The following is a 25,227-nucleotide window of genomic DNA, read 5'->3' on the forward strand; positions in this document are numbered from 1 at the left end:
GCCGATTTTATGTTTATTTTGTTGGTATTCTTTGAATAAATTATTATTACCTCTTGCTATTGAAATAGTTTTATCATTATTAAAATAATACACGTCATTGATTTTAGCCTCATTTTTTATATACTCATCAATACCATCCTGATTGATTGTTTTATAATATTCTTGTGTGGAAATATTAACAAATATAGTTCCAGGAAGGTCATGAGTTTCATCTGGTTTTATTTCTTTCCTAGGTGTACCTTCCACGTTAGGATTAGCAGCATTACCTTTTCGAGAATTTGAAATTAATTTATGAGTGGACATATCAATAAATTGACTATAATAGCCAAACTTTAAATCAGCATTGATATAGGGTGAAATTTTATAAAAAAATATAGATAATATATCTGAGATGTGTTGTAATATATCTTCGATAACTTCTTGTTGATGAGGAAATATCGTTTCTTGAGTTAAATAAAAATAGGGATGCATATTATCTACTGTATTAATAATCTTATCTTCTATTTTTTCTATTTCTTCTTCTAATTCTTTAATTCTTTTTTTTGAATCCTCGCTATATTTATCTTTAATTGTGTTTAATTCTTGTTTTTTTTGTTCCCTAACATTATATAATCTATGATATTCATATATATTTTTTAACGTGTTTTTTTCTTCACTTTCTGTTATTGGGGTCTTGCTTTTTATAATTTCTCGATATGTATTGTAATCTGGAAATGTATAAGTTACTGTTGTTATTTTATTTGGTGATTTTTGGGGCCAACCAGCCATAACTCCTGTTGTTACGATCCCTTTAGGTAAATAGAAATTAGTCGATTCTTTCATATTTATTATTATAGTCATATCAATTCCTTTTTTATTCAATGAAAAGTTATTTACATTAATCTTATAAAATAAATTCATGTGATAATTTTATAATTAGCTAATTATAAAATTTTTATTGATTGATTTCTTTTTGAAAAAACACATGTCAGTATTTTGTTACATTATTATGTTGTTATATTATTAGTTGATTGTATTGTTAATAAGATAATATGTTTCCTGTTAAATAGAAAAGGCACTGCAATATGATTACAGTGCCTTTTCTATTTATTATTATTATGATAGTTCCCTGGTGAGGCTATCTTTTTGATAACACCTAATTTAAAACCTAATTTATGTTATCAGCTAGGTACTACTGCGATTTGTTTGATTTCTATGTGAAGAAGGTAATATTTTTTATTATCTATTTCCTTTAAACTATATATGGCTAAATTATTTGATGTCTATTTTTTATACATATTCTTTATCTTTGGTGGAGCAATAATAAAATGTCTTATATATCAAGAGAAAAGATAGATTACTTGTCCATTGGTCATCGACTGCGTGCTTATCGTATTGCCTCCTCATTAAAAGCTGAAGATGTAGCTGAAAGTTTAGGGATCTCCCGTGCCGCTGTCTATCGATTAGAAAAGGGTGAAATCGTTAAAATTGAGACATTAGATAATCTTGCTCGATTACTTAACACCTCATTAAGTAGCTTATTAGGTATTAATACGGAGTATTACTCTAGCGCTAATGGTTTTTTTGAACGAATGCGCCAACTTGAAACACAATCTTCCCATATTTATACCCATTTCGAACCCTTTTCTTATTTATTAACCTCTGATTGTTATGATAAAACGCTTGTCGAAATGTTAACAGAAGCCTCTCCTGAAAATGCGCTAACAAAGAAGCAACAAGAAGTTTTATCTATTTTAAAAGAGCGTAAAAAGCATCAATCATTACACTCACCGCATATTTATAATTTAATTAGTCAACAGCAAATCGAAAAATTTCTTTATGTTGGTATGCTAGGCTCTGTTAATGTAAGTAAAGCCATTCAACAAGAAAGAAAACAACGCGCAAAACAAGAAATCAGCCATTTAATTGAAAAGTTAGAGCAAAAAAATAGTCATCTTAATATTGCGATTATTTCAGATACGATGCCATCTTTAACCTTTCAATTGTTTTATCAAAACAAAGCACCTCTCTCTTTAGCGGTTAGTCCATTTCGTTTAGGTGAATTTCCTAATGTAAGTACGGGTATTGCGACAGTATCTTCATCAACAGAAGCAATATTCCAATATCAATCTCTGTTTGATACGTTATGGGCAAAAGCAATAAAAAATGATGATGCCATTACACGCTTAAAAGAGATTATCAGTCATTATTGATTAGCTAGAACACCTAATGTTTCCGCTAAGATATCTGCAGCTATTGCAATATCACTAAACTCCGTAAATTCATCTGGGTGATGACTAATCCCCGCAACAGAGGGGGTAAAAATCATCGCTGTCGGGTATAAAGATGCCATATTCATTGAGTCATGACCGGCACCACTTAACATAGTCATATAATTGATATCGTGTTTTTGACAAATATTTTCAATAACTTGGCAAATTGAGTCATCCAGTTTTACTGGTGATTCAGCCGAAATAGGTTGCACTATTATTTTTACACCAAAATCTTTTTCTGCTTTCTCAACACTGTTTGTTAAACGCTGTACAACACGTTGAATACTGTCCGTATCAATACCACGAATATCCACGGAGAATTTTACTTGCCCTGGAATAACGTTCATCGAGTTTGGTATGACATTAAGTTTACCAATGGTACCTACGGTGCCGTATACCGCTTCCGTACAGGCAGCATGATTGATATCAGTAATAATACCCGCACTCGCCACTAACGCATCTTGACGTTGATACATTGGCGTTGCACCAGAGTGGTCTGCATGGCCATTTACGGTGACTGAAAAGCGTGTTGGCGCAGCGATACCATTGACAATTCCAATTGTTTTTTGATCGTTTTCTAGACGTTTACCTTGTTCAATATGTAATTCAACAAATGCACTATAACGGTCTGATTTAAGTAAACATTGATCTAAGTTTTCATGCTGATAACCAAGGGATTTTAAAACATCAAAGAAATTATTACCTTCATCATCTCTATTTTGTTCCCATCGAGTACGGTCAATTTTTCCTGTTAGCACTTTACTTCCGATACATGAAAACCCAAATCGGCTCGATTCTTCTGCTCGGAATACAATTAACTCTAGATCACGTTTCAGTTGTTGTGGTTTGTATTGCATCAAAGCATAAAAACCAGCAATAACTCCTAAGGCGCCATCATAAGCGCCCCCTTGGGGAACGGTATCAAGGTGAGAGCCTGTTCCTACGGCGGGTAATGTTCTATCTTGCCCCGGTAAGCGAGCGTAGAGTGTGCCAATACCGTCACGATAGACTTCAAGGCCTGCCTCTTTCATTACACTAGCAAGATAGAGATGGGCTGCTTCATCTTCTTCGCTATAGGCAATACGTGTTATCCCTTTGTCATGGTTATCTTTTTTATAAATTTGCATTGTTTCAATTAATGTTTTCATATCATTAATTGAAAAGTCTGTTGCTGTAATTGGTTGAGTCATAAGGTTATTCTCCGGTGTTTTCTGTAAAACTGTCTAAAAAATGAGACAAATAAAAGATTAAAAAAGCCATCTTTTATAGATGGTCTGCTATTTTTATAATCGTTACTTATTATATTTACTTCTCAGAATTTATTTCGTCAATGGTAAATAAGAGGGATTTTATATTCTGTGAGATAGGGCGTAATTAAAAAGAGATATATTTCTGACTTATTTCATAAATGAATCATTATTGTGTTAAAGATGTTATAAAAGATAAATAAAATAAGATGTTGTACTGATATTAATCTTTCTTATTTTTAATATAAATGAAAATTATTCTCACGGGGTATATTGGATGATATTCTCATCCAATATATTAATAATTAAATCTAGAAGAAGTATTTAAAACGTGCTCTTACACCATAACGATCTTTATCGCTATTTTCTATTTCAATATCTTTACCATTAATAACAGAATAATATGCACCTAAATAGATTTTAAAATTATCCATATCTAAAATATTAGGTAATTCATATGAGGAATAGAGAGTGTGGATATTATATTTCCCTGGGCCAAATATAATATCATTATTGTTATCATCATCACTATTAATAGTATATGAATTAATATTATTATGGGCATAGATATAGCCTAATTGTAATTTACGCCATAAAATATTAGTACCTGTTGTAAAGTCGTTCTCATCGTTAGCGTCTAAATAAGCGGTATTCCAATTTATTGTGACACCATTTTCAGGATTTTGTTGTAGATTGCTCCAGCCTAAAGTTAATCCATAACCGTTGCGTTTGGATTGATCTCTAAATTCACCCGTTTTTTTATCATCATAACCATAAGCATTATTGATAATATTTTTTTCTAAGGCTACAGCAACTTTAAAATTATTGTTATTCCATGCAATAACTGGGCGAAAATAAATAACATTTTTATTATTATATAGTTTATTTCCGTGATATTCCTTGTTAGCAAAAATAGACGTTCCATCTTCAATTAATAAATTAGTTTCAAAATACCAATTATTATATTGGCTATTAAACATCATGCTACCACCGCTATTGCTTCTCCCTCGACCTTCTTTCATCATGTAGATATAACCAAAGCCATCACTATAAGTATCATTTGCAGTGTTGCCTGAATATTCAACAAAAGTATCTTGATTAAGCGGGAACATGTCATAAGCTTCATAACGACCTAACTTAAATTGCCAACGCTCTTTTTTACCAAAATAAAAAGCGGCATCGTCGAGAGATACCTTACCATCAATATTTGCCAGAGGTTGAACAGTGAAGCCTGCATAATTTTTATTATCTAACAGACGCTCTCCGTCTAAGCCAATTAATATACGCCCATTGATCCCCCATTTATCATAATCGCCATAGTCTTTTTCTTTACCTGAGCGCATGTTAATGGAGGTTAGCTGACCTTTTTTACTTGCAATATCTGTATTAAATTCAACATCACCATATAACTTGAGTTTTCCATAACCGGTATTTGTTTCTATCAGCGATGACGGTGGCGCAGTTATAGTTTCGCTAGTTTGTGATAGATTGTTATTAAGCGCCTGATTTTGTTTTAACGCATTTTCTAACTTAGCGGCACGTTGCTCTGCTAACTCAGCTCTTTTTTCAGCGGCTAACGTTCTCTCTTATAGTCGAGCTAAACGTTGTTCTATCGATAATTCATTTGTATTGGCGTGAGCAATTGTCGGCACGGCAATGCCGATACAAGTCGCTATCGCAAGGTGTTTGATGTTCATTGTTTATTCCTTATATCGGGAATAATGGAGGTTTATTATCCCCATGTTTTTTTATTAAAAAAGTGAATGAATATCTATTTCAGTTAATGAGTGAACAGCTAAATCTGCTTCTGGTAAGGGGCCGTCAGCAGTAACGCCAATTGCATACATGCCCGCTTGTTTAATCGATTGTATTCCAGCAATCGAGTCTTCAAATCCGATACATAAATGTGGTGGAATGTGAATAAACTCAGCCGCACGCAAAAATATTTCAGGATCGGGCTTGCCTTTTTTGAGTGTTTTAGGATCAACAATTGCCTTAAAATAATGCTTAATGCCTAATTTTTCTAATATGGTTGGGGCATTTTCTGAAGCTGATGCAATAGCACAAGGAATGTGATTATTGTTTGCTTGTTCTATTAGATCTAAAACACCCGGTAAAATATCTTTTGGAGTAATATTATTTAATAACTCAAGATAATATTTATTTTTTGTTTCTGTTAATGATTTTTTTTCATCCGCAGAATAAACATCACTTTTATTACCATAAGATAAAATAAGCTCTAATGACTCAATTCGACTTATTCCTTTTAATAAATGGTTAAACTCTTTGTCAAAATCAATTCCTATTTCATTAGATAGTTTTTTCCACGCAATATAGTGGTAATTGGCGGTATCAACAATTACGCCATCCAGATCAAAAATAAGACCTTTAGTCATTTTGCGTGTCTCCATTTAACTTTAATACTAATAACGTATTGGCGGTTAGCTTATGCGTTTGATGGTTAATTAAAATAGTACTGGGCTTATCACTTAAAATACTAATTTCTTTATGACTGAGATTAATTTGATATAAAGTAGAGCGATGCAATAATTTAAAGCTTAGTTTTTGCCATTGTTGAGGGAGTGAAGGGGTGATGGTCAACATATCCTGACGAATATCAACACCGGCATAAGCCATGATGGTGGTATTTAATGTTGCCGCCATGACACCAGTATGAATACCTTCGGCAGTTGTTCCACCTTGAATATCATTATAATCTGAATAAAGAGCATCTTGATAAAGTTGCCATGACAAATCATGTAACTGTATTTGTTCTGCGAGATAAGCATGGACAATGCGTGACAGTGTGGAACCATGAGAGGTTCTTTCTAAATAGTAATGTAGATTTTTTTCAGCAAAGTGCTTAGAAACTGAATAACCAAGAGAGGTAATTAGGGAATGTACGGTTTGCTTATCTAAGTTATTAAATAACATCAGGGTATCTGCTTGTTTAGCTACTTTGTAATCATCGGCAGATTTATTTTCTTTACGCAAAATTCTATCCATACGATAGATATTGCCGTATTTTTTTCGATAGCTTTCCCAATCCAGATCTTTTAATTGAAAATAACCTGAGAACTGTTCAATAATTTCATGAGCATCAATATTGATAGCAATACGATTTTTAACTTCTTGTATTTTATTGAAAACGCTAGATTGGCTGTTTAGCTGTTGTAATTTTTTAGAAAAACGATCATTGTTTATGAACATCTCTATTTGATTAAACAACCAAACCACCATTAAATTAGTGTATGCGTTATCTTTTAAGCCACCTTCAAGTGAGTCTGCGTATTTCTCATGAAATTCATCCGGCCCCATAACTCCATTAATATGAAAACGTTGATCGCCTTCATCCCACTGACATTGGTCTAACCAGAACAAGGTAATGTCATTGAGTAGTTCAAGTCCATACTGTTCCATAAATTGGTGATCATGAGTATTTAGCCAATATAGCCACACATTATAGGCAATCGCTAATGAGACATGACGTTGACGACAACTGTGGTCGGCATCCCATTGCCCTGATAAGGGGTTTAAATGCAGTGTCTGGGTTTGCTCACTACCATCATGCCCTGATTGCCAAGGGAACATAGCACCTTGAAATCCTTCTGCTCGTGCCGCAAGACGCGCAGCAGGTAGCCTGTGGTAACGATATAGTAATAGTTGGCGTGCGGTTTCAGGGAAGTGCATAATATAAAATGGCAGAATAAAGATCTCATCCCAGAAAATATGGCCTCGATAGGCTTCCCCGTGTAACCCTCGGGCGGTGACTGAAACATCTAATTGATGTTGCTGATTGCTAAATGGTGATGCGGATGACAGTAAATGGAAGGTATGTAAGCGTAGTAATTTTTGGGTCATCAGATCGCCAGAAATCGAGATATCGGCACTATCCCATAACGTTTGCCACGCTTTTTGGCTATTTATCAATTGGCTGTGTAAAGGTTGTTGTTCCCAATTAACCACATCTTGCCATGAGTCTGGGTAAGCCGTAGAGGTTGTTACAGCAACACATTTTTCAAGTTGATAGGTGGTATTTTGTTGAGCGTTGAAGGTGATGGTTTGTTCAACAAGCGTATCTGAAACATGACAAACAATATCTTCATTTGCAAAGAAATCACCACTTATTGTTGACGATAATCCGATCCCTATTTTTGACTGATCTGTTTGAGCTAATATAAATGCGTGTTGCTTATTCGCTCCAGTTTGTAACACATGATAATGATGGGGATTAAGGCTACGGTAGCGTTGTACACCGTAATTATAAGTATTTCCTTCTAGGCGAGTTATAACCGTTATCTCACCTGAGAAATTTAATGGTTTAAAGGTATATAAAATGGCGTAATGTGACATATCAGCCATATTGGCAAATTTTGTACAATGAATATCAAGTTGCTGTCCTTCAGGGGTTTCTACACGCCATTGGCTAGTGAATACACCCGTTTTTAAATCTAATTGACGTGTTAAATGGTGTGTTATCAGTTGCTTTGGATGAAGATATTCTCCCTTACCAATTTTAAGAGAAATAAATTGTCCATTAGGTGCATTAACAAAATCTTCATTAATCACCTGATGGTTTTCTATTTGTGAACTTGCTTGATTATATAGGCCAGCAATATAGGTAGCAGGGTAGTGCTCATCACTTATAGTCATTTCGGGCAAAGTTCCTCTTAACCCAATATAACCATTGGCCGTAGTTAAGAGAGACTCTTGGCAATATTCATCTTTTCCTGTTTCTAAGCCTGAATATTCAATTGACCAAGCAAAGTTATTGGCAACTGTAACCATTTTTTCTTCTAAATCATGATGATGTTCAAGCTGCGCTTTATTGATATAAATAAAAGGTTTATTAAATATTTCAGTAAAGAAATTTGATAAATTTATTACTTTATTATCAATGGTTTTAATAATAGCGCTATCCAATTTATTACTTATCGAATATATCAAACCACCTTGAGCAGATTTAAATTTATGATTAATAGCTTTAGCCATATTTAGCCAATCAAGGTAATGGCTATTTGTGGTATTAAATGAATAATGGCTTTTTTCTGAAAGATATTTAATGGTGATATCAGTATCAGAAAGAATAACAGAGATATAATTCATGTTTAACCTTTAGTTTGAGATTAAATTAATCGACTTGCAAGGTGCCTGCTTTTTCTTTATAGCGATAGACCAGAATGGTTAATCCAATAGGGACGACAATAGCCACTATCATTGCCAATAAATAAACTAACCAATAAGTAGGTTGGATAGATAAAATACCGGGTAATCCGCCGACACCAATACCATTAGATAGCACATTATTTAATCCACAAATCAAACCCGCTAGCGCAGCGCCAATCATGGCGCACAGCATAGGAAAGCCATATTTTAAGTTGACGCCATACATGGCTGGCTCTGTCACACCTAAATAAGCAGAGATAGCTGCCGGAATAGTAATTTCTTGTTCATTTAATTTGCGGCTAACGATAATAATGCCTACAACGGCGGATGCTTGAGCAATATTAGACAGAGCGATAATCGGCCAAATAGGTGTACCGCCATAACTTTGAGTCATTTGTAAATCTATCGCTAACGTTGTGTGATGTAAGCCGGTGATCACCATGGGGGAATAGAAAAAGGCAAAAATAGTTGAACCAATAGGGGCAAAATCACCTAACATTAAAAATTTGATCAGTTGGGCGAGACCATCACCTATGCTTCTACCGATAGGGCCTAAAATAACATGGGCAACAAAAACGGCGACAATAAGAGTTACAATCGGCACAATAACTAATTTTAGGTAATCAGGGATAAAACGACGTAATTTAGTCTCAAACCATCCCAGAAATAGTCCCGCTAAAATCGAAGGGATCACTTGGGCTTGATAACCTACTTTCTCAATAGTAAATAAACCAAAATTCCAAACTTCAGGAATTTGTGAACCTAAATTGTAAGCATTCATTAGTTGTGGAGAAACTAAGGTTATACCTAGTACGATACCTAGTGCAGGTGTACCACCCATCTTTTTTACACTCGACCAGCAAATACTCACAGGTAGAAAATGGAAGATGGCTTCACAAGGTAACCAGAGAAAATCATATATTGGCGTTAACCAAGGATAAAAATAAGTGAGGGGTTTATTATCTGATATAGGCATTTCGCCAATAACATTTCTTAATCCTAACAATAAACCGCCGCAAATTAAGATAGGTAATAATGGAACAAAAATTTCGGCTAAATTGGCAATCAGCTTTTGCCAGGATCCCATATTCTTTTTCGCATCAGATTTTATATCATCTTTAGATTTAGCTTTTAATGAAAGCTTATCAATTAATAATTTATAGTAGATATCAACATCCATACCAACAATAACTTGAAATTGACCCGCATTATTAAAACAGCCTTTAACAAAAGATATTTTTTTAATTTTATCTATATCAGCAAGATTGGGATCATTCAGAACAAAACGTAATCTGGTTAGACAGTGTGAAACGCTAATAACATTATCTGAACCTCCAACAAGAGTAATTAACTCTTCAATGGCTTGGTTGTTTTGAGGTATCGACATATTAATATTCTCATAATAGTAGGGTTATTTTTAATATATCGATATCTTTCTTTTTATCCAATGGGAACGTTCCCATAACAAGATAAAGATCACAGTTAATGCTCATTAATTTATTTGATCATGGGTTTAAGTCATGACTTGATATAATGATTTTTTGTGCAGGAATATTTTTTTCTAACATTTGTATCAATATGTTAGCAGCTTCTTGTCCACTTTCTCTAAAACCTAATCGATAGAATTTAGTTTGAGGAAATAAAAAGGTGAGTAGATCATTACGACCGATGCAGGCCACCTCAATATGATCTATTTTCTGTTCGGCTAAATATTTTTGTACACCAAAGGCCAGAGAGTCGGTCGCACATAAAATAGCTTGAGGCTTGCTTGCTAATGCTTGTTTGGCAAGTAAATAGCCACTTTGATAATTAAGTTCACCAAGTTGAGCTTGAGATATTAATTGATGTTGCTGGCAATATTGAAGATAAGTTTGATAACGTAATAAACCCGTTGTTTCATCATTAATTTGGATCCCGATAAAACTTATATATTGATAATGTTTGTCTCGATGGAAATAATGCATTAAAGCGTTAACAGCTCGTTCATCGTCATGACAAATGGAAACAAAACCTTCTAGTGGTCTTGCTATAACAACCATTTTTTGTTTCCAACTTGCTAAGTTAGCCGCATTGATCCCTGAAAATGCAAATAATATTACGCCATCGATTTTCTGGTGGGCGAGCATTTTTAAGTTTTCTTCTACTTTGGCTTGGCTAAATTGGCTTTCTAAAATAATAGGGTCAATGTTGTTTTGATAAAGGATCGGTAATATGGCACTAACTGCTTGATTTTCCGCATAAGAATCAAGGCGAGTGACGATAATACCAAAAGAACGATTAGAGTACCCCCGCATTGCTCGTGCAGATTTTGACGGTGTGAATTTATATTTCTCAATAATTGAGTTAACTTTTTTCCTTGTTTCTTCATTAACCATAGGATCTTGATTAAGTACTCTTGAAACAGTCGATTTGCCCACACCACAAAGTTTGGCTATATCATTGATTGTTAAATTTTTTTTATTAGTATCTGTCATGAGCGTTTTTCTGTATTTATCTGCTGTGTGATAAAGTTATTGTAGTTTTAGCAGGTTGTTTTCCACAAGTGATTCTTTTACTGTTTGATTTAGTCTAAAAATTGTACGCAGATACTACCACAATCGTAAAAAAGAGAATTTTATATTTGTCTTTTTTGTATACTAATAACAATAAAATGAGTATACATTGTTAGATGAGAATAAATAACCACCATCGTTTTGACTAAAAACAGAAAGACTTCTTTGCCAACCTTCTTTTACATATAAATTGGGAATTATTTTATTGATAATTTCACTGTTATTATCGTTAATAAGGATCTGTGTAGATGCTAGCTTGTAGCTAGTTTTCAGTTTGGTTATATCAAAAAAAGATTTTCTATACACTGGGATCAAATCGCCGTTATAATCAATAACACCTCGAATACTTGCCCATCCTTGCTCCTCCCCTAAAGTAAACATTAATTCTAAATTAGCTTTAGTATCCTCTTTATCATAAATAATTAACTTTGCTTCACAATTTATTACATTTTCTTTTTCTTGATTGAAGTAAAAACTAAAATAAATCATTAAACTTAAAATGATAACTAATACACTAATAGCACTATATTTTTTCATTTTTTATTATCCAATACATAAATAGACACACATTGATTATGCAAGAAATTAATAGGACTAAACTTTTTTTTACATAATATTAATGATGTTCGTGAATAAGAATCACTTTCAGTTATATAGATGAAATTATAATCTGAATAACTAGAAATATAATTATCAATTAAATTTTCTTTTTCCTCATTTAATATTTCTTTATTACAAAATAAATTATATTTTTTATATGTTCCGCAGTTACTATAGTTATATAATTTATGCTTTCTACTATCTAGGTAATTAAAAGTAAAAATAACAACAAAAAATAAGACTATCAATGTAAATATAATAATAAATAATTTCTTTTTTGATAAAGATATGCTTGTTTTTTTTATTGATGATAAAGAATGATCTTTATTATTAATATTCGTATTTATATCTTCTTCTATTTCTTTTTTTATGTGAGGAATATCACTAATTTTATGTTCATTGATTAATTTTATATCTTGAATATTATTGTCAGATAGTTTTTCAATACTAATATTGTGATTAATGATATACCCTTTTCGAGGAACGGTGATGACAATCTCATCATCGATATCTAGCTCATTAAATGCTTTTCTTAATAAAAGAATATTTTGATAGAAAGCACTATTAGTTATAAATTTTTCTTTATCTCCCCAGCCAATTCTAAATAATTCTCGTTGCGTAACTAATTCATTAACGGTAATAAGATGTATTAGCATTTTAGATGAAGGTGCTAAAATTTTCTTTTCTTTATTGAGTTTTTTTGAAAATAATAAATTTTTATCGCTATAAAATATAATGTCATCATTAATTAGATACATAGTGCCGCCAATACGTCATTTGGATATTTATTCTTCTTAATGCTAGAAAAGGAGTATTTTTTATATATAAAGCTAAAAAATTATTTTTTCAAGTTAAAAAAAACTAAAAAATTTGTTTATCGCATTTTAATACATTTAAATAACAATTAGAAACTTACTGGTAACAAATAAAGCAAGATATCTATTTATTTATTCGTATAGATTAACTATGTGAATTTTATTATTTAATATTATAAGTCTCTATAATCTTTAGGAATTACCATTATTTAAATTTATTTATAATGGGGGTGTTACTCAGGGAATTAGTGGAAAGCTTTTATAAATAAATTGGTATTGGAATTAAATTTATTTAAAAATGAGTAAAATCACTTCTAAAATTAAAGTTAAATAAATCAATTAAGTTGATTTTGGTTTTTATCTAACATATTGATATTCATGTTGTTTTTTGTGAATTTTATGAGTTTTGTAGTTTTTTTGCTAACACGCATTGTAATAACTCATGTAGCATTTATTGCATCAACAACATTGCGAAACAAAGTTAAAAGTTAGTTTTAATAAAATACAATCATAAAGCAGTAACTGGCATGCTCGTATTTTAGCATGATATATCCCATTTTTATAAAGCTAATAGAAAATAGATTATGGAAAGAGAAAAATACGAAATTGATAAAACTTACGATACTAAAGCTATTCATCAATACTTAGGGAAAGAGATCCGTTCAAAAAGAAAAGCGATAGGACTAACAGGTGAAGATTTAGCTAAAAAGTTAAATGTCAGTCAACAGCAGGTATCTAGATATGAAACAGCAGAGTCAAAAATAAGCTTTGAGAAGCTATTGTTAATATCTGATGTTCTAGATCTTAATATTCAATATCTATTAAAAGTTATCATTAGCGATAAATTTAAAATTATTTCTGATGATTAGCTTTAAATTAAATTCTATGGACAAGATTTCAATATGGATATTTATATTTTTAATAGGGATGCGTGAATAAGGATATTCTTTTATGAGATAGCCTATCTCAATGTCGGTAAATACTAAAATAGTCAAATATAAAGGAAATGATGTATGAAATTTAATAAAATAGCATTAACTGTTCTATTAGCTACTTCCGCTATTTCTTTAAATGCTATGGCTGATAATGCTAATACAGGTGTTATCACATTTACGGGTTCTGTTGTAAATACGCCTTGTAATATTGCTCAATCTTCACTGAAACAAACAGTTGAGTTTGGCCAACTTTCTCGTAAAGCCTTAGAAAGTGGTAAAATGGTTGAGGCTGATTTTGATATTGAATTTACAGGTTGTGATTTTACTAATTTTGGTATAGATGCCACTAGTGGTAAGCCTGTTCCGGTTAAATCAATGGAACTTGTCTTTACTGGACAAAATTATGCTGATACAGCAAATACATTATTGGCTACTTCTGCTGGTAATACAAATAACTTGGGAATTTTAATTGATGGTTTTGAGTTTGGAAAAGCAAAAGATGTTTTACCAAGTATTACAAATCTAAAGGGTGATAATGTATTAACCTTTAAAGCTCTTGCTAAAGCTGTTGATGCAAGTAAAGATGTTTCTGAAGGTAAATTTAGTGCAATTTCTAATTTCCGTATAACTTATCAGTAATATGAATTAAATTGACTGTTAGTAAATATAAATGCTGGCAGTCAATTTTATCTCTTGAATAAGAATTTTTTAATTTATTATTTTTCATATTAATTTCGTTGGTTTTATTTTATATATCAATGGATTTTTATTAACTTAGAAATAAACCAGCTAAAGCTGAAGATTCTATTTATATAATGGAGAAGAAAGTGGCTATTTATCGACGTATAGGATTGCAAGTAATTAGCAGTCTTTTGTCACTTATTTCTAGTACAGCATTGGCTTTCGATCCTAAAGTTATTGAGCATGAAGGAAGTACTTATCTAGTGGGTAGTGTTATCTCAACTCCTTGTTCTATTGTAATGTCAAATCGTTATCAAACGGTTGATTTTTCTTCTTTAACTTTAGCTATGTTATCAAGCAAAGAAAAACGCGAACAGCAGACTTTACCATTTGAAATAGAACTTCGTGACTGTGGCAGCATTTACACGTCAATTGACAGCAAAACATGGATGATACGTTTTGATGGACAGAGCGTAAGTAATATCAATGCATTTATCTTGCAAGGCACATCTAAAGGTTTAGGGGTTTCTGTTCTAGATAATAATAAAAATGCATTAATACCAGGAGAAACATATCCTTTATTCGATAGCGTATTACGACAAGATAAATCGGGACAAATCCTCTATCTGCGTTACTTCCTTAGGCTAGAACTCACCGGAGAACCTTTACGAGCTGGAGATTACCAAGGACTGGTTCGTTTTTTTATCCATTATCAATAAAGGTAGATGCATTTTCTTAGGCTCTAATGAATAAAGTATTTTATTACCTCTAGGATGGGGATGGTGAATAGTATGATATTTGAACTCAATCAGTTAAGGCAAGTCGTATTATTGACAATGAGTATTAGTGTGTTTTCTGCTTATGCTACAGAATTCAATATCGATGTGTTAGATGCAGAAGATATACAAAATATCGATATGAGCCAATTTTCCATTGCTGGCTATGTTCCCCCTGGTGATTATGTATTAACAGTTTTTGTTAATGGACAACGTTTAGGTGCACCTCGCGATATCACGGTTCTAGAGCAAAAAACGCAAACACAAGCTATCTGTATACCTGCTGACTTACTTGATTCTATTGGTTTAAAAGAGTCTGTAAAACCAAAAGTGACTGTATACCCTAATAGTCAATGCCTTGATCTTTCTGTTTTGAAAGGAATGCAAACAGTTATTGATCTCCCAACACTATCACTCAAAATAACGATCCCCCAATTATGGATGGAATATAGAGATCCTTATTGGACTCCTCCTGCATTATGGGAAGAAGGAATTAATGGTGCTTTCCTTGATTACAGCGCTAATGTTTCAATCACCGAAGAAAAAGAGGGGGATAAACGTACTTATTTGTCCACTAATGGTACTGCGGGTATTAATTTAGGTGTTTGGCGCTTTCGTGGTGATTATAGTGCCATCTATCAAAAAAAGCGGGGTGGCAGACAATCACAAGAAATACACGATTTTGATTTTAGCCGTCTTTATGGTTTTACCTCCTTGAAAAAATTGGCTTCAATTTTAACTATTGGAGAAAATTATTTTTACTCAGATGTTTTTGAATCATGGCAATACAGCGGTATTTCATTAGAAAGTGATGACAGAATGTTACCTCCTAAATTGGTAGGGTATGCACCAGAGATCACAGGTGTAGCAGATACCAATGCAACAGTGATTGTTCGTAGCCAAAATCGAGTGCTCCTTGAAACAACAGTACCCCCTGGACCATTTCGTATTCAAACTTTAGATAGTGGTGTTCGAGGGATACTCGATATCACAATCCGTGAAGAAAATGGAGAAGAGAAAAAATTTAGTATCAGTACTGCCTCATTACCTTATTTAACTCGCCCTGGCCGTCTGATCTATAAATTAGTGATGGGTAAAACTCGTTATGATGGACATCATTTAACAGGTAAACCCGTATTCAGTGGTGAATTCTCCTATGGTCTATCTAATGCTTGGTCGTTATATGGGGGAACACAATTTAACAGCGATTATCAGGCAACGGCGATTGGTATAGGACGGGATCTATTTTCTTTTGGGGCATTATCACTTGATATTACTCAGTCTTTTGCACGTTTTACTGATAAAAAAATAAAAGGGCGTTCTTATCGTCTTAATTATGCAAAATCTTTTGATGCACTACGCACGGATATTACTTTTGCTGGGTATCGATTTGCTGCTAGAGATTATCGCACATTAACTCAGTTTATGGATCAACGTCGTACTGGTTATGATATTCGCTCTCCAAAAGAGAACTATCAAATTTATATAAACAAGTATTTTGATAATTTTAATATATCACTAAATTATCAATATAGTACCTATTGGCAAGATAAACCTCAAACACAATATGGTTTATACGCAAGTACTAATATCAGTATTCCAATGTTATCTCAGCAAAATGCGAATATATCTTTATCAGCAACCAGAACTGAACGAGATAGTGGTTATCAAGATGATGCTATTAATCTGTATTTAACAATACCATTATATAAAGGCCATAGCATTTCATTTTCTGAATCATATTCTCGTATTGGTAAAAGTAATCAATATAGCCATAGAGCAAGTTATAGTGGTTATAGTGATCGCGATAATTATAGTCTGAATGTGGGCTATAGTCATGGAGAAGAAATTGATAGCCAATCAAGTATCAGTGGTTATTATTCTCGCGACTTTTCTCAAGCTAACTTATCTGCTAACGCAAGTTATGTACCACAACAATATCGTAGTGTTGGTGCATCAATTAACAGTGGTATTACAGCTACAACTCAAGGTATTGCGTTGCATCGTTCAGCTAATGGTGATACTCGTTTAATGATTGAAACACCAGGGGTTGGTGATGTACCTCTAGATAGTGGCGTTATCAAAACTAATCACTTTGGACTTGCAGTTATTCCTAATGTTAATAGTTATCGTAAATCTACGGTTTCTATTAATACCAGTCAGCTACCTGAAAATATAGAAACGCTAGAATCAACAACTGATATTACCTTGACTAAAGGGGCGATAGGGTATCGCAGTTTATCAGTAATGAAAGGGGAAAAGTTGTTTGCCATTATATCCCTAAATGATGGTAAGAAACCGCCTTTTGGGGCAAGTGTACGTAATGCGGATAATCGTGAGTTGGGTATTGTTGGTGAAGATGGTGTGACATGGCTAGTAGGCATTTCATCAAAAGAAAAACTATCTGTTTATTGGGCAGGGAAAAAACAATGTGAGTTGTCACTTCCTGAAGATTTAGCATCGCCAACTAGCATGTTATTGCTACCTTGCTCTTCACCTACTATATCAAAAATTACAGAAAATTAATTATTAATTAAATGTTTTATATTGTGAGGTTAGTTATGTTTAATTTTAGTCGTGGGTTATATTGTATTCTTGTTGGGTATTCCATATTTATTTCGATGGCGGCACATAGTGCTGTGACATTAGATAGAACGCGTATTATTTTCCCTGGAACGGAAAAGTCAATTAATATTACTATTTCTAATGATAATCCTGAAGAAGCTTATCTCGCACAAAGTTGGATAGAAGATTTGCAGGGGAATAAATTAACTAAAGGTGCTATTTTAGCAACGCCTCCATTACAGAGAATCGAGCCAAATAGTTATAGTTTAGTTAGGTTAAGTACAACACCAGAATTACATAAATTACCACAAGATAGAGAGTCGGTATTTTATTTTAATTTACGTGAAGTACCACCGAAATCAACAGATGGCAATACATTACAAATTGCTTTGCAATCTCGTGTAAAACTATTTTATCGTCCAAATAGTATTTTATCTGAAGCAGAAACTAAATGGACACATAAAGTGACATTAACCAAAACGGCTCAAGGCTACCGAGTTAATAATATAACGCCTTTTAATTTAACAATAATTGGATTTGGAAATAGTAAAGCAGCCGCTGAAAAAAATCCTTTTGATGTTGTCATGGTGCCACCTAAATCGACTCATGATATTGCGTCTTCTATATTATCTACACCTTATCTTACTTATATTAATGATTATGGTGGTAAACCATCGTTGGTATTTCGTTGCCAAGGTGATACCTGTATGGTAACTGGTGAACAATAATTCTTAACAATATTGGAATATAGGAAAAGTAATGAGTAAATATCACGTTTTTAAAATAGCCAAATGGTTCAAAGTGCTTTTACTCATTGTTGGCTGTGCATTCAGTCAATTTATTATAGCCGAAAGTTCTACCGTGAGTACTACGACAAAAGAATCAGTTTATGAGCCATTACATCAAGGAGTAGTTCAAGTGAGAGCCACTCTGTTTAATGCGCCTTGTAATTTATCTTTTGATAATAATTTAAGTTTGATTGGATGTGGAGCTGGAAAAGATTATCGCACCATAAACTTATTTGATGTAACAGTAAATACTCCTGCAAGTATTCGTTATTATGATATACAACGAAGGCTATTTTCTGAAGATTATTCACTTTCATTACACAATGGCAATAATCCAATATATTTACCCACCTTAATGAAAGATCAACATATATTACGTTTAGAGGTAAGTTATGAATAAGATGGTGAAATTTCTAGGGCTTATTTCTTTAACAATATGTAATTGGCAGTCTCAAGCATTAGCGGCCAATAATTTAGATGTTGAATTTAGCGGTGAGTTAATCAGTGTTGCATGCCAAGTCGCTTCAGAATCAATAAATAAAAAAGTTATTTTACACAATCTACGTTGGCAATTTATTAATGAAAATGAAATTAGTAAAGTGACTCATTTCACGATTGCGATTGATAAGTGTAGTGAAACTGACTTACAGAAAAGTATTAAATTAACCTGGAAAAGTAACGAATTAGTTGATATCGATGGTAATCATTTTCTTATTACTAAAGGGGATAGTGGAGCACTATTAGGAATTATTGATAATAATGGAAGGTCTGTTATATGGAATAAACCGATGACAATTGGAGATGTAAGTGTTGTTGATGGTTCACAACAATTTGAGTTTGGTGTTTTTGTCCGTAAGCCAGCAATAGGAGAAATTAAGATTGGTGAATTTTCCAGTATCGTAACTTTTAATGTGGAGTATGAATAGTGCTAATATGGCTAAATAAAATGAAAAATTTATTGGGTGTAGCTTTATTATTTATTTCTCTAGTATGTAATGCTGATATTTTTATTAATATATCTGCAACAATGGTTGAACCTGTTTGTAATATACGTAGTGAAAATGGTAGTGCTCCATTAAAAATTGGTTTTGATACATTGACGATATCTTCACTGACTAAATCTCCTGTGGTAAAAGATTTTTCACTTTATATATCAGACTGTAATTTTAATAATACATTAGCCATTGTTTTAAACCCAAAAGGAGGAAGTACGCTTTTATATAAAGGAAAAAATATATTAGCAACAAGTACTGATGGGTTAGGTATAGATATTAATGAAGTGACTGGTGGAACTATTCGTTCACTGGAAACAAGTAAAAAGCATAAAATCAATCCAGAACGAATTAATTCAACTCTTTATCGTGTTGACTTACAAGCTCAGTTAGTAAATACAGTGCCTATTAATCAATTAAAACTAGGGACGTTCAATTCAATAGTTACTATTTCAGTGACTTATAACTAATGGATATTTTTTATGTTGAAACTAATACATAAATTTTCCTCGTGGAAAAAAGAAATAGCATTAAATAATGTAATAATACATTTATTAAATGACCTAATTTATTTCTTAATATTATTAAGTGTTTTTTTTATTAATTTTATATTTACATCTATTGCTATTGCTGATTATGCGCCAAGAATTCAAGATATAAACACTGGCTATATGATTAAATTGGCAAGTAACAGTCCTATTGCATTAAATCCAGTGAAAGGTACAGATGGTAAAAACTATTATAAAGTTGGTAATACGATTGTGATCAATAAAACACCATCTAGTGTAAGTGTATCGGGGATTGTTCAGTGCATCGGGCTTACTTGGGGACATGCTTCAACAAATATTTCTTGGTATAATGCATATCATCGCTTGTTTACATATGTACCTATGGCTGGTACCAATATAGAAGGCCATATGGCATATCGTATTAATAGTAATTTGGTAATGACCATTGATACTCAAATGTTGAATTGGGTAAATATAAGAGGAGCTGTTTGTGAACAGGCTACACCAACATTAACTGCTCATGCCAGTGAATTTACTGTACAATTTCCAATCAGTGTGACATTTTATATAAATGATATGGTTATTGATTCTCAGCTACCTATACCTGAAATGGATCTAGGAGGTTATGTTCGTGCATTTACACTATCAGGAACGAGTCCTCCTCAAAATTCTTGGGCATTGAATGATGTCACTGTTCCTATGCGATTAGCAGCATCACAATTAAACGTAACTTCTTCTTGTAAAACAGTAACAAGTACAGGACAAGTAAGTACTTTAAATTTAAAGCATGGGCAACTCAATACATTAAATTATGACAGCTTAGTTACAGAAAGTGTAACTTATAATTGTGTTTTTTCAAAAGCAACAAAAGTGAGATTACGTCTCGATTATATAACTGATAACGATCCTCAAAAAAGATTACCGATGGTGAGTACCCAAAACAGCAATAATAAAATTTATAGTGAATTGACCATGACAGATGAAATAACCGGGCAAAAAGGTAAAGATTTTAAAATTGACATTAATGATTTGAGAACAATTAAGATAACCAGCCATCTTCAAGGAACAAATGCGATAGCTGGAGATTATAAAGGTTCAGCTTGGCTAATCGTTACGTTTGATTGACATATTATGATTTAGCATATAATTGATAGATATTTTCATATAATTATCTGAATAAGTCTCTATTTATCATTAGGATAAGTAGAGGCTTATTTTTTTTGAAATAGAGTGATTAAATTTATAAATAATACGATTGTAACGTATTAAAATTTTTTGGGATTAATTAACTTATTGATAAAAATGATTTTATAAATAATTTTTATTAATTGAACTATAATGGTTTATTTGGGCTATAATGTAAAAATATTGATTTAAAATTAGATACTATAGCGGTTTTGATAAATAATAATGAAATAGCACAATTATAATACTATAAAAATATATTTTAAAGAGGATAAAAAATGCATGATAAAATAATTAACGATATCCTTGATTGGATAGAAGATAATCTGACTAAACCAATTTCAACAATAGATGTAATAAAAAAATCTGGTTATAGTCAAAGATATTTTCAAGATCTATTTCTGCATAAAACAAAATCAACTATTGCTAAATATATTTTGTCTAGAAAGTTATCTATGTCAGCTATTTTGCTTAAATTAACTCGGTATTCTATATCAGAAATATCTAATGATTACTCTTTTACTTCTCAGCAGAATTTTTCAAGAGCTTTTAAACGATATTTTAAGGTAACGCCTGAATTTTATAGAAAAAGTAAATTTTGGGATTTTAGATATTATCGACCTCAACATAAAGTATTTGATTTTAAAAAAATAAATTGTCAGTTAATTTATTTATCAAAAGATAGATTGCTTGATAATAATTCTGATGATTTTAAGTTTTTTGATATTTCTATTCCTTTTGACTTTAAGTCAAATATTGCAATAGAGGGGCTAGGCTATAAAAATAAAAAACAGATTGAAATAATAAAAAGTCTTGTTGATTCATCAAATGATAATTTGTGTGTATCTTATAATTATTTCCTTAGTAGTAAAGTTAAAAATAAAATTACTGTAAAATATAATATAAAATATATTCATGATTATAATTTTTCCTTTAATAAGGAAGGTCTAAAGTATTATCTATTTTCATTTTTAGGCTCTTGGGAAGATTATATGATTTTATCCAATATTATCTATATGAGAGAATTACCGCTATTGCAAGCCAAGAGAAGAGATGGCTATGATATAGAAATATTTAATTCAGGTAAATTAGATAAAAACATTTGTTCTTTAAATTATCTTATCCCTATAATTTAGACATTTAAGTTTTTTCGGAGAGCTTTTATAATACTTCTTGAATTTTTTAATAAAATAGGAAGTATTTTTATACCCAGACAATGAAGATATCTGTCCTATTGTTAAATTTGTTGTAGCCAGAAGATTCATTGCGTGTGCCATTCTTACCGTTGTTAATAAAGTCATAAAATTAGTTTTTTCTGCTTCAAGTTTTTTTCGTAATGAAGACTCACTAATAAATAATTTACTACTAATCTCTTTTAGAGACCAGCTATGTTGTAAGTCACTAATAATAATATCTTTTACTTTTACTGATGTTAATTCTGGTTTTGATTTTAATATAAGGTTAGGTATATCAAAGTTTAACAGTAAATATGCGATTTTTAGTATCTGACTAAGCGAAGTTTTGTTATTTGTAATGACTTCATCATTAAATTTATTTTTTAATCTATTGAAAAATAGAATATCTTCATGATTTGCTTGTTTTATAAAGCTATCTTTATTATTATCTTGAGTAACTTCCTCTTTTTTATTGTTAATAGTAATTTTTAATACTTCCATCATAACTTCATGAGATAAAAATATAAATTCAGGCATTTTATTTTTTCCTAAGATAATATCTAATGCTGAATTTTTTTTTATAAAAACGATACTGTCGTTATCTATTTGATATTTAACATTATCTTTTGTTATGGATATTTCACAATCTTTTCTAATTAACAAAAGAATGTGGTTAGAGAAAATAATGTTTTTAAATTTTAAAGTATTATCTATATAGGCATTCATATTAAATTCTTTTGCTTCCTAATCTAATATTAAATGGTTTATTTTTGTTTGTATATTTAACAATAAACAAAATTATTAATTTATAAGCTTTTGTAAATAAATTATTATCATGTTGATGGAAATAAATAAATTAAAAAATAACGTTTTTAGATTTAATTATCTAATTGGGTTATTTTTTATCATATTGCATTATTTTTCTGTGAGGTATTTGTTACTTTATTTTTTCCTATTTATTTTAGAGAGTTTTTAGATCCTCCATATATCTTTATCTTTTTTGGGAATTTTATATTAAGTAAAAAGGTTGTTTTAACATTTTTGGTGTTTTTTTATGTTAAAGATGTTAATTGTTATTATTTATCTTTTGCTTTTTTGGTCTAATTTTATCATTTTGTTAATTATCATAATGGGTGATTAATTTATCATTTTGTTGGCTTAAAAGAATTCTATTAAAAGCGTAAAGTTCTCATAAATAGAGTATTGCTACTCTTATTTGGATTGTTTTAGTTATGGGTAGATGTATATGTTAAGAGATATCAGTAGGTGAGAGTAAAAAGAGTAATGTTGTTTTCATGTAAAAAATATAATTAAAACAATTGGTTATTTTATCTTGGTATTTTTTAAAACCTTATGTTGGTATTTTTATGGACATAAATAAGATTTTAGGCCGAGAGATTAAATTTTTAAGAAAACGTTCTTTGCTGTCAGGATGCGAATTGGCAAAAGCCTTTGGAATAAGTCAACAGCACCTTTCACGGATTGAGCGAGGAGAAGTTCAATGGAGTGTATCTTTCCTACTTAGAGTATGCGCTTTTTTTGATATTCCAATGATTCATTTTATTAAATTGATAGAGAAAGAAACATCTTCATTTTCTATTGTTGATAATAATTTATGTCAATTTGAATTTATTGAAATAAATAATAGGAGAAGGATAGGTCATAGAAAGTAAAGGTAGATATTTATAGATGTTAGCAGTATTACATTAGATAGCCTCTAAATTAATTTAGAGACATTTTATACGAGAGTTATATATGAATATAATCTTTTTTGAAAAGAATTCAAACGAGAAAGTACAATTACAACCTCATGCTAAGCATACTATAACGGCGAAAGCAGGGGATGTGTATCAGTTAATTGATTCAGATACTCAACTTTCTCCATTAGATATTCAAGCGCATCGTAAATCGGATGATCTTATTTTATCTAGTAAAGAACAAAATATAGAAGTTGTTATTAAAGATTTTTGGCAAGAATGCCAACCAGGGGAACAACAATGTTACGCCACTTTAAATGTTTTAGATTCAAATGGTGTAATGGGACAAGCAACTATTACTCAAGATGGTCCTGTTTTAGAACATTTAGTTGCTGGTGAAACAGGTACTCTTTCTGATAATGATGATGGAATTGGTCTATTTTTATGGGTTGCTGGTTCAATCGGTAGTGCATTAGCGATCTTTTTAGCTAATAGAAATCATGGTGGTGACAATAATAAAGGTAATGAGGCTGATATTACCGCGCCGAGTAAGCCAGGATTAACTGCTGAAGATGATGGTTCTGTTTCTATCGATTTACCAAAAGATGCCAATAAAGGTGATTCTGTAGATGTTACTTTTGAAGATGAGGATGGTAATTCAAATACTGTCACATTAGAAAAGGGAGATAATGGCTGGACATCAAGTGATCCTGAATTAATTCCTGATACAGATAACAATCAAGTCACTATCCCTAATGATAAGATAAAAGATAATAGTGATGTTACCGCAAGTGCGAAAGATCCGAGTGGTAATAAAAGTGATGATGTTACTGTAACAGCCAAACCTGATCCCGTATCAGATATACCTGTTTTAAGCATTCCAGAAGTTGACGATGGTTATGCGAATGCAGAAGAGCTGAAAGACGGTTTACAAGCAGAAGTTACTTTGCCAGCGGGTACGGTTGAAGGGGCGGAAATTACCTTAACGGTCACTCGTCCAGATAATACTACAGAAACGATTACATACACTGTAACTAAAGATGATGTTGCTGCAGGTAAGATTTCGATTGATATTCCTAAAGATGCGGTACAAAACGGCCAAAACAGTGTCGATGTCAGCATAACTCAAGGCAATAATCCAGCCAAACCAGGAAACAAAGTAGATTTTGCTGTTGATGGACAAATCCCGGGCGATACAGATGGTGATGGTACGGTGGATACCACACCAGTGGTGATCATTCCAGAAGCTGCAGACGGTGTAAATGCTGACGAGCTAAAAGATGGCGTACAGA

At 31.9% G+C, this 25,227-nt stretch carries 20 protein-coding genes and 3 pseudogenes; 13 read left to right on the top strand and 10 right to left on the bottom strand.

Annotation, left to right across the window (positions count from 1 at the left end; translation table 11 throughout):
• Positions 1–840: pseudogene (locus HMPREF3129_RS19055) on the bottom strand (metalloprotease); the annotation flags it as partial.
• Positions 841–1,307: 467 nt separating this feature from the next.
• On the opposite strand from HMPREF3129_RS19055, the gene HMPREF3129_RS15980 reads away from it, so the two are divergent.
• Positions 1,308–2,192: a helix-turn-helix domain-containing protein gene (locus HMPREF3129_RS15980; RefSeq protein ID WP_004244894.1), complete on the top strand. Its 885-nt coding sequence runs from the start codon at positions 1,308–1,310 to the stop codon at positions 2,190–2,192.
• Here HMPREF3129_RS15980 and HMPREF3129_RS15985 read toward each other — a convergent pair.
• The 8 genes and pseudogenes from HMPREF3129_RS15985 to HMPREF3129_RS16020 form a co-directional block, all read right to left on the bottom strand.
• Positions 2,186–3,442: a Zn-dependent hydrolase gene (locus tag HMPREF3129_RS15985; RefSeq protein WP_004247342.1), complete on the bottom strand. Its 1,257-nt coding sequence runs from the start codon at positions 3,440–3,442 to the stop codon at positions 2,186–2,188. The genes HMPREF3129_RS15980 and HMPREF3129_RS15985 overlap by 7 nt on opposite strands.
• A gap of 368 nt (positions 3,443–3,810) precedes the next feature.
• Positions 3,811–5,196, bottom strand: a pseudogene (locus HMPREF3129_RS15990) (carbohydrate porin).
• A 54-nt stretch (positions 5,197–5,250) separates the two neighbouring features.
• On the bottom strand, positions 5,251–5,895 hold the full coding sequence (pgmB, locus tag HMPREF3129_RS15995; RefSeq protein WP_036919870.1) for a beta-phosphoglucomutase: 645 nt from the start codon (positions 5,893–5,895) through the stop codon (positions 5,251–5,253).
• The gene (locus tag HMPREF3129_RS16000; RefSeq protein ID WP_036919872.1) at positions 5,888–8,605 is read right to left on the bottom strand and encodes a glycoside hydrolase family 65 protein; all 2,718 of its coding nucleotides are present in this window, start codon (positions 8,603–8,605) and stop codon (positions 5,888–5,890) included. The genes pgmB and HMPREF3129_RS16000 overlap by 8 nt, the downstream gene beginning before the upstream one ends.
• A 25-nt stretch (positions 8,606–8,630) precedes the next feature.
• On the bottom strand, positions 8,631–10,052 hold the full coding sequence (treB, locus tag HMPREF3129_RS16005) for a PTS trehalose transporter subunit IIBC (RefSeq protein WP_036919874.1): 1,422 nt from the start codon (positions 10,050–10,052) through the stop codon (positions 8,631–8,633).
• Positions 10,053–10,170: 118 nt separating this feature from the next.
• A complete protein-coding gene (treR, locus tag HMPREF3129_RS16010; protein ID WP_036919876.1) occupies positions 10,171–11,139 on the bottom strand; it encodes a trehalose operon repressor TreR in 969 nt (322 codons plus the stop codon).
• A 162-nt stretch (positions 11,140–11,301) separates the two neighbouring features.
• On the bottom strand, positions 11,302–11,754 hold the full coding sequence (locus HMPREF3129_RS16015; RefSeq protein ID WP_004244887.1) for a hypothetical protein: 453 nt from the start codon (positions 11,752–11,754) through the stop codon (positions 11,302–11,304).
• Positions 11,751–12,575 carry a winged helix-turn-helix domain-containing protein gene (locus HMPREF3129_RS16020; protein ID WP_036919879.1) on the bottom strand — a complete coding sequence of 275 codons (825 nt, stop codon included), beginning with the start codon at positions 12,573–12,575 and terminating at the stop codon, positions 11,751–11,753. The genes HMPREF3129_RS16015 and HMPREF3129_RS16020 overlap by 4 nt, the downstream gene beginning before the upstream one ends.
• Positions 12,576–13,216: 641 nt before the next feature.
• Here HMPREF3129_RS16020 and HMPREF3129_RS16025 point away from each other — a divergent pair.
• The 10 genes from HMPREF3129_RS16025 to HMPREF3129_RS16070 all read left to right on the top strand — a co-directional run bounded on the left by HMPREF3129_RS16025 (position 13,217) and on the right by HMPREF3129_RS16070 (position 22,199).
• Entirely contained in the window at positions 13,217–13,501 is a 285-nt protein-coding gene (locus tag HMPREF3129_RS16025; protein WP_004247348.1) for a helix-turn-helix domain-containing protein, read from the top strand.
• 144 nt (positions 13,502–13,645) lie between these two features.
• On the top strand, positions 13,646–14,206 hold the full coding sequence (locus HMPREF3129_RS16030) for a fimbrial protein (protein ID WP_004247349.1): 561 nt from the start codon (positions 13,646–13,648) through the stop codon (positions 14,204–14,206).
• A gap of 188 nt (positions 14,207–14,394) precedes the next feature.
• The gene (locus tag HMPREF3129_RS16035; RefSeq protein WP_036919880.1) at positions 14,395–14,967 is read left to right on the top strand and encodes a fimbrial protein; all 573 of its coding nucleotides are present in this window, start codon (positions 14,395–14,397) and stop codon (positions 14,965–14,967) included.
• Between the two features lie 60 nt (positions 14,968–15,027).
• A complete protein-coding gene (locus HMPREF3129_RS16040; protein ID WP_036919883.1) occupies positions 15,028–17,550 on the top strand; it encodes a fimbria/pilus outer membrane usher protein in 2,523 nt (840 codons plus the stop codon).
• A gap of 35 nt (positions 17,551–17,585) precedes the next feature.
• On the top strand, positions 17,586–18,317 hold the full coding sequence (locus HMPREF3129_RS16045) for a fimbrial biogenesis chaperone (RefSeq protein ID WP_036919885.1): 732 nt from the start codon (positions 17,586–17,588) through the stop codon (positions 18,315–18,317).
• Positions 18,318–18,348: 31 nt separating this feature from the next.
• Entirely contained in the window at positions 18,349–18,777 is a 429-nt protein-coding gene (locus HMPREF3129_RS16050; protein WP_070487127.1) for a fimbrial protein, read from the top strand.
• A complete protein-coding gene (locus HMPREF3129_RS16055) occupies positions 18,770–19,303 on the top strand; it encodes a fimbrial protein (RefSeq protein ID WP_036919888.1) in 534 nt (177 codons plus the stop codon). Before HMPREF3129_RS16050 ends, HMPREF3129_RS16055 begins: the two co-directional genes overlap by 8 nt.
• A 20-nt stretch (positions 19,304–19,323) precedes the next feature.
• The gene (locus HMPREF3129_RS16060; protein WP_036919890.1) at positions 19,324–19,839 is read left to right on the top strand and encodes a fimbrial protein; all 516 of its coding nucleotides are present in this window, start codon (positions 19,324–19,326) and stop codon (positions 19,837–19,839) included.
• 12 nt (positions 19,840–19,851) lie between these two features.
• A complete protein-coding gene (locus tag HMPREF3129_RS16065) occupies positions 19,852–21,003 on the top strand; it encodes a hypothetical protein (protein ID WP_036919891.1) in 1,152 nt (383 codons plus the stop codon).
• 338 nt (positions 21,004–21,341) lie between these two features.
• Positions 21,342–22,199 (top strand): helix-turn-helix domain-containing protein, encoded by an 858-nt coding sequence (locus HMPREF3129_RS16070; RefSeq protein ID WP_004244872.1) that lies wholly within the window; start codon positions 21,342–21,344, stop codon positions 22,197–22,199.
• Here HMPREF3129_RS16070 and HMPREF3129_RS16075 read toward each other — a convergent pair.
• A complete protein-coding gene (locus tag HMPREF3129_RS16075) occupies positions 22,173–22,964 on the bottom strand; it encodes a helix-turn-helix domain-containing protein (protein WP_004244871.1) in 792 nt (263 codons plus the stop codon). The two genes, HMPREF3129_RS16070 and HMPREF3129_RS16075, sit on opposite strands and share 27 nt — an antisense overlap.
• Before the next feature lie 641 nt (positions 22,965–23,605).
• Here HMPREF3129_RS16075 and HMPREF3129_RS16080 point away from each other — a divergent pair.
• Entirely contained in the window at positions 23,606–23,911 is a 306-nt protein-coding gene (locus HMPREF3129_RS16080) for a helix-turn-helix domain-containing protein (RefSeq protein WP_004244870.1), read from the top strand.
• 82 nt (positions 23,912–23,993) lie between these two features.
• A pseudogene (locus HMPREF3129_RS18745) lies at positions 23,994–25,227 on the top strand (beta strand repeat-containing protein); the annotation flags it as partial.

The sequence above is a fragment of the Proteus sp. HMSC14B05 genome (assembly GCF_001808035.1).
GTDB classification, from domain to species: Bacteria; Pseudomonadota; Gammaproteobacteria; order Enterobacterales; family Enterobacteriaceae; genus Proteus; species Proteus mirabilis.

Bases quoted from the DNA above. Each gene is read 5' to 3' on its own strand.
- HMPREF3129_RS15980 (WP_004244894.1), top strand. From the start codon at position 1,308: ATGTCTTATATATCAAGAGAAAAGATAGATTACTTGTCCATTGGTCAT.
- HMPREF3129_RS15985 (WP_004247342.1), bottom strand. From the start codon at position 3,442: ATGACTCAACCAATTACAGCAACAGACTTTTCAATTAATGATATGAAA.
- pgmB (WP_036919870.1), bottom strand. From the start codon at position 5,895: ATGACTAAAGGTCTTATTTTTGATCTGGATGGCGTAATTGTTGATACC.
- HMPREF3129_RS16000 (WP_036919872.1), bottom strand. From the start codon at position 8,605: ATGAATTATATCTCTGTTATTCTTTCTGATACTGATATCACCATTAAA.
- treB (WP_036919874.1), bottom strand. From the start codon at position 10,052: ATGTCGATACCTCAAAACAACCAAGCCATTGAAGAGTTAATTACTCTT.
- treR (WP_036919876.1), bottom strand. From the start codon at position 11,139: ATGACAGATACTAATAAAAAAAATTTAACAATCAATGATATAGCCAAA.
- HMPREF3129_RS16015 (WP_004244887.1), bottom strand. From the start codon at position 11,754: ATGAAAAAATATAGTGCTATTAGTGTATTAGTTATCATTTTAAGTTTA.
- HMPREF3129_RS16020 (WP_036919879.1), bottom strand. From the start codon at position 12,575: ATGTATCTAATTAATGATGACATTATATTTTATAGCGATAAAAATTTA.
- HMPREF3129_RS16025 (WP_004247348.1), top strand. From the start codon at position 13,217: ATGGAAAGAGAAAAATACGAAATTGATAAAACTTACGATACTAAAGCT.
- HMPREF3129_RS16030 (WP_004247349.1), top strand. From the start codon at position 13,646: ATGAAATTTAATAAAATAGCATTAACTGTTCTATTAGCTACTTCCGCT.
- HMPREF3129_RS16040 (WP_036919883.1), top strand. From the start codon at position 15,028: ATGGTGAATAGTATGATATTTGAACTCAATCAGTTAAGGCAAGTCGTA.
- HMPREF3129_RS16045 (WP_036919885.1), top strand. From the start codon at position 17,586: ATGTTTAATTTTAGTCGTGGGTTATATTGTATTCTTGTTGGGTATTCC.
- HMPREF3129_RS16050 (WP_070487127.1), top strand. From the start codon at position 18,349: ATGAGTAAATATCACGTTTTTAAAATAGCCAAATGGTTCAAAGTGCTT.
- HMPREF3129_RS16055 (WP_036919888.1), top strand. From the start codon at position 18,770: ATGAATAAGATGGTGAAATTTCTAGGGCTTATTTCTTTAACAATATGT.
- HMPREF3129_RS16060 (WP_036919890.1), top strand. From the start codon at position 19,324: ATGAAAAATTTATTGGGTGTAGCTTTATTATTTATTTCTCTAGTATGT.
- HMPREF3129_RS16065 (WP_036919891.1), top strand. From the start codon at position 19,852: ATGTTGAAACTAATACATAAATTTTCCTCGTGGAAAAAAGAAATAGCA.
- HMPREF3129_RS16070 (WP_004244872.1), top strand. From the start codon at position 21,342: ATGCATGATAAAATAATTAACGATATCCTTGATTGGATAGAAGATAAT.
- HMPREF3129_RS16075 (WP_004244871.1), bottom strand. From the start codon at position 22,964: ATGAATGCCTATATAGATAATACTTTAAAATTTAAAAACATTATTTTC.
- HMPREF3129_RS16080 (WP_004244870.1), top strand. From the start codon at position 23,606: ATGGACATAAATAAGATTTTAGGCCGAGAGATTAAATTTTTAAGAAAA.